General features: G+C 66.6%; 4 protein-coding genes and 1 pseudogene. 3 read left to right on the top strand and 2 right to left on the bottom strand.

Features of this window, described 5'->3' with window-relative positions:
- Window positions 1-215 (top strand): annotated as a pseudogene (locus KV557_RS41265) (hypothetical protein); the annotation flags it as partial.
- Between the two features lie 495 nt (window positions 216-710).
- Here KV557_RS41265 and KV557_RS41260 read toward each other — a convergent pair.
- Both KV557_RS41260 and KV557_RS41255 read right to left on the bottom strand, forming a co-directional pair.
- Window positions 711-1,472 (bottom strand): tetratricopeptide repeat protein, encoded by a 762-nt coding sequence (locus KV557_RS41260; protein ID WP_218207245.1) that lies wholly within the window; start codon window positions 1,470-1,472, stop codon window positions 711-713.
- A 154-nt stretch (window positions 1,473-1,626) separates the two neighbouring features.
- Window positions 1,627-2,487 carry a dienelactone hydrolase family protein gene (locus KV557_RS41255; protein ID WP_218207243.1) on the bottom strand — a complete coding sequence of 287 codons (861 nt, stop codon included), beginning with the start codon at window positions 2,485-2,487 and terminating at the stop codon, window positions 1,627-1,629.
- A 97-nt stretch (window positions 2,488-2,584) separates the two neighbouring features.
- Between KV557_RS41255 and KV557_RS41250 the strand changes: the two genes are divergently transcribed.
- On the top strand, window positions 2,585-3,556 hold the full coding sequence (locus KV557_RS41250) for a GlxA family transcriptional regulator (protein WP_218207241.1): 972 nt from the start codon (window positions 2,585-2,587) through the stop codon (window positions 3,554-3,556).
- A 516-nt stretch (window positions 3,557-4,072) separates the two neighbouring features.
- Window positions 4,073-4,642 carry an IS3 family transposase gene (locus KV557_RS41245; protein WP_218207246.1) on the top strand — a complete coding sequence of 190 codons (570 nt, stop codon included), beginning with the start codon at window positions 4,073-4,075 and terminating at the stop codon, window positions 4,640-4,642.
- Window positions 4,643-5,027: the final 385 nt, after the last annotated feature.

Below are 5,027 nucleotides of genomic sequence, written 5' to 3'. Positions count from 1 at the left end.
GCTTCGACGCGGAGATCTCGGTGGACTGGGACAGCGCCTACTTCTACCGCGGGAAGGACCACCGGCACAGCGACGGCCACGGAGAGTTCGCCGCCTGGCTCGACCGGCACTTCGGCCTGCCCGTGACGGAGGACCCGGACGCCGTCGTTGCAGCAGCGCAGGCGGAGCTGGGGCAGCGGTTCACCGACTGGGCTCAGCCCTTCCTGCCCGGCTGACCGGTACCGGGCTGACTTCACACCGCCCGCGAGCACCAGCGCCTCCACCCCAACCCCAGCCGGCAGAACTACACCCTCACCTCGCAGGCCAGCTCCCGCAGCCGCTGCGTCGTGGTCCTCGACCGCCACGCCTCGCTGACCAGCGCTTCTATCTCCATCGCACCCTTCCAGCGTCGTCGTCGAACGGGTCATGACCCCAAGCGCCCGTGCACATCTCCTGTGGTGCCGTCCTGGCCCGCCATCCAGGGAGAACCGTAGCCAAGGGAATGACATCACCTGGCTTTCATTCGGGGTGGGGGTGGCCAGTGACATTCATCGAGCAGACAGCCGCCCGTGGACACCGGCCGCGTCGCCGGTGCATATCCCGGTCCTGGTCCGGTGAATGACGATGGGTGCGGTTCCTCTGGAGGGAAGGGTCGAGCTGGGAGTGCGCTGACCTGGCGCCCCGGCCGACTCCTGCGGGCGGCACCCCCACGCCAGCTGTACTCCTAGCCGCTACCAGGGCCACCACCTGGGTTTGGCGAGGTCCTTCAAGCCCTCCCTTGCCCGGTCCACGTGCTCTTGCAGGTAGGGGTAGTCGATGCCGGCGAAGCGGGTGACGACGTAGTTCCACTGGGCGGCCGCCTCGTCGCGCCGCTTCAGCTCCATGAGGACGCTGCCCAGATTGGCCGCCCCGCAGGCCACGAATTCCAGGACGCTGGGTCGTGTGTCATTACCGAAGCGGTTTACCAACCGGCTCCAGGCGGCCATCGCCTCCTGGTTTCGACCTTCCTCCTGCAGGGTGCAGCCGTAGTTGAGAGCCCCCTTGGCCAACTCCTCGCTGACCACGGTCTCGTCCTCGGAGAGATCCCAGGGCCGGTAGTCGATCCGGCCGGCCAGCTCATCGAGTGCCTGTAGCCGTTCGGCCCTGCGGTTGAGCTTGTCCAAGGCGATGGCCTTGCCGCCCCATGCGACCGCCAGATTACGTCGAAAGGTCTCCTCCGGCCATCCCTCGAACATGTCGATGGCCTGCTGGTAGCGGGCCAGAGTCCGATCCAGGGAGTCGTGAGACATACAGATGTAGGCACCCCAGGTCAACGCATCGGCGACGCTGCGCGCCACCATGGGATCACGGCTGTCCCGAAAACGCGCAATCAGATCGTCGTAGGTGGCCAGCGCCTGCGACCATCCCGAGTGGCCAGCTTGCAGTTGCAACGCCTTGCCTGCTTCGAACATGGCGGCGGCAGCGGTGCGGTCATCCGCGTTGGTGATGGTCATCGACTGTTTCTTCCCTATCCTGCTTGGGCATTCGTGTGTCGGCGCCGAAACCGGCTGTGCGGCGGCCGCGCGAGCAGGCACCTCTGCGGAGCCTGGGAGTGCATCAACTGGCACGCCGGTCACCGCTCGTACTGCCAGTTCGTCCAGTAGCTTCTCATCGGATCGTGCCGTTCGCGCAGGTGGCCCCATCGGATCCGGACCGGCTCAAGCGGTCGGTCAGGAAGGCGAGAATCTCGTCCTTGGCCTTGAGTGTGGGATGTCCGTCCTCGTCGACGAGGTGGGCGGTGACAACGCTGTGGGGGGATCCGACCATGTCGCGGAAGAACGGGGGCGGGTTCGTGTTCGCAGAACTGCCCGGAAGGACGCGGCCGTCGAAGGCGTCGCCGAGCAGTGCTTGGTACGCGGCGAAACGCTGCCCGGTGCACCAGCGATCGTCGTCGAAGCGGTAGGCGAGGATCTTCAGCCCGTCGCGCGCGATGCGGTCTCGGACCGCGCGCGCGTCCTCGTCGCTCATCTCGAGTCCGGCGGGATCGTCCAGCGGCAGTGACGGGTGGTTGACCACTGGCGCGATGACAGCCGGCTCAATCGCCATGGTGAGTGCGAAGTTGCCGGTGAAGCACAGTCCGATCGCACCGACTCCCGATCCGCCGCACTCGGCGTGAGCTTGGCGGGCCAGCCCGCGCAGCCACGCCACGACGGGGCTGGTGCCGGCCCTGGCGAAGGCACGGAACTCGGCACTGACACACGCGCGACGGATGACCCCCTCACCACCCTCGACCGTGGGATAGGCGCCGTCGACCCCGAAGAGTGAGGGGACGTGGACGGTGAAGCCCGCATCCCGCACCCACCGCGCGAGCCGAAGGACGTCAGGACTGATACCGGGCATCTCCGGCATCAACACGACGGCTGGCCCAGAACCCGCGGCATACACCGTCTTCACCACCCCGTCCACGTCCACCAGCCGGCGGGAGAAGTCTGTGATCGCGTCGTCAAGATGTCCGTCGGGAGCGCTCATGGCGACAGCTTGGACTGATGTACCCGCACACGGCGATAGGCTGGATCGCCATGTAGAGGGGTGATATCGCCAAAGATGTGACGGTCAGGAGGCGAGCGTGAGCGCGCTGCGGGTTGGTGTCCTGGCCTATCCAGGCTGCTTCGCGTCCGAGGTGTTCGGAGTGCCCGATCTGTTGACGATGGCCACGCACGTTGCCGGCCCGGACCGCGCCGGCTACGAGGTTTCGGTTGTTTCGCCTCGTCGTCGCGTCGCCGCATCGGGTGGCGCGGCGTTGGCCGTCTCTCCGATGCGCGAGGTCGACGTTCTTGTCGTGCCGGGGTTCGAGCTCGTGCCGGGCCTCGACGTGGACGCGAAGCTCGCAGCCCTCACCCCTGAAATCGCGGCGATCCGCTCACACGCCGCTGCGGGTAACGTCGTCGTCTCGATCTGTGTCGGTGCGTTCCTTCTCGCCGAGGCAGGGCTTCTCAACCAACGCCGGGCCACGACGGCATGGCTCCTCGCCGACGAATTGGCTCGACGCTGTCCCGAGACTGAAGTCCGACCCGAACGTCTAGTCGTCACCGACAAGGGAGTGACGACGACGGCGGCCTTCAGCGCCATGTACGACTTCGCGCTGGAACTGATCCGCCAACACAGCGGAGCCGAGGTGGCGCGGACAACCGCGCGGGTGGCGCTCGTCGACGATGCGCGGTCGTCCCAGACTCCATATGTCGACGTGCGACTTCTTCCGCAGCCCGGAAACGAGTTCTCCCGCAGGGTGATGCGGCGCCTCGACCAGAACCTCGCCGCCCGATACGACCTCGCCGCGTTGGCGGACACATTCAGGGTCAGCACTCGGACGCTGCTGCGGCGCTTCGCAGACGAGACTGGCCAGAGCCCTCTCGAGTACCTACAGTCATCGCGCGTCCGTCGTGCCCGCCACCTCCTTGAGACCACGGACCGAACCGTCGCCAGCATCTCCACCGCGGTCGGGTACATGGACTCCGGAACCTTCGCTGCTCTCTTCGCCAAGCACACCGGACGGCGCCCAAGGGACTACCGTGCAACCTTCCGGCGTGGTACCAACTGACGCCGGTCTTCCCTGGTGCGAGGTCGCCGGACTCCAGCGCGAAGTTCGTTGGCTGGGTGATGGTCATGCGCTCGGCGAAATCCTCGTCCGCATGAGGAGACCGTCGCGAAGCATCGTGCTCGCTTCGACCCCGAGAACTCACCCGCCGTCTCCATGAAGTTCCCCCACGGAACTGGACAACCTGATACTGGGACGGTTGAGTCCGCGAACGAGATCCTGGTAACAGCCGCGGCCTTCTTCGCGAAGGAGATCGTGAAGTAGGCGCTCTGTGCCTTTCATCGATGCGGAGAAGGCCACCGAGGCGAACCCCGATGGCTATAGCGTCGCGCGGCTGTGCCGCGTGATGGGCATCAACCGCTCCACCTATTACGCGTGGCTCACATCACGGCCCGCCATCGCCGAACGGCAGCGCGCCGAGGACGAGTTGGCGGGGCGGATCCGGGAATCCACTCCAGCTCCCGGGGCGCCTACGGTGCCCCGCGCGTGCATGCCGAGTTGCGGTGAGGCGGCCATGCGATCAACCGGAAGAGGGTCGAGCGGATCACGCGCGAGCGCGATATCCGCGGCATCACCCGCCGTCGGCGCCGCCACCTGACGAGGCAGGACTCCAAGGCAGCCCCGGCCCCGGACCTGGTCGGGCGCGACTTCACCGCTGCTCGGCCCGGCACGAAGCTGGTCGGCGACATCACGTATCTGGCGACGATGGAGGGCCGGTGGTACCCGGCCACGGTCATCGACCTGGCGACCCGCGAGGTGATCGGGTACGCGATGGCGGACCACCGCCGGGCCGAACTGGTCGCTGACGCCCTGCGCATGGCGGCCGGCCGCGGCGGTCTGCAGCCCGGCTGCATCATGCACACCGACCGCGGAAGTGAATACACGAGTGGTGAATTCCGCAGGGAGATAAGGAAGTTGAACTTGAGGCAGAGCATGGGACGAACCGGTATGTGCTACAACAACGCCGCAGCCGAGAGCTTCTTCGGCCTGCTCAAAGCGGAGATCGGCACCACGATCCGGGAGAGCCGCGAGGCCGCCAGAGCCGACGTGTTCCGCTTCATCGAGGGACCCTGTTGCCCAATTGGGTGAACCCTTCGCGATTTCGCACCTGGATGTGTCCTGGACGGAAAGATCGTTCTTCAGCGGTCTGATCCAGGGTGCGTCGTTCGGCCGCGGAACGGGGTGGAGTGGTGTCGATGGGGTCGAGATCAGGGGCAGAGGTCCCGCAGGTGACACGGCAGGTGGCCCTCGCTGCCTTCCCCAAAGGCTGTCTGGCGATGAGGGTCCGGGACGAGCTCGGCCCGCTGTTCGAAGACGAGGTGTTCAGGTCCGCCTTCGGTGTCCGAGGGGTCGTGTCCCATGAGGTGGTGTAGTGGTCGTGCGCCAACAGTCATGAAGTAGGCGGGAGTTCGTCGCGACCGGGGTCGGCGGGGTAGATCCTTTCCATGCTGGCCTCGGGCAGGTAGCGGCGGGG

This window comes from Kitasatospora aureofaciens (assembly GCF_019192735.1).
Taxonomy (GTDB): Bacteria; Actinomycetota; Actinomycetes; order Streptomycetales; family Streptomycetaceae; genus Kitasatospora; species Kitasatospora aureofaciens_A.
Note: the sequence above shows the minus strand (reverse complement) of the source record. Positions and strands in the feature narration are given on the sequence as shown.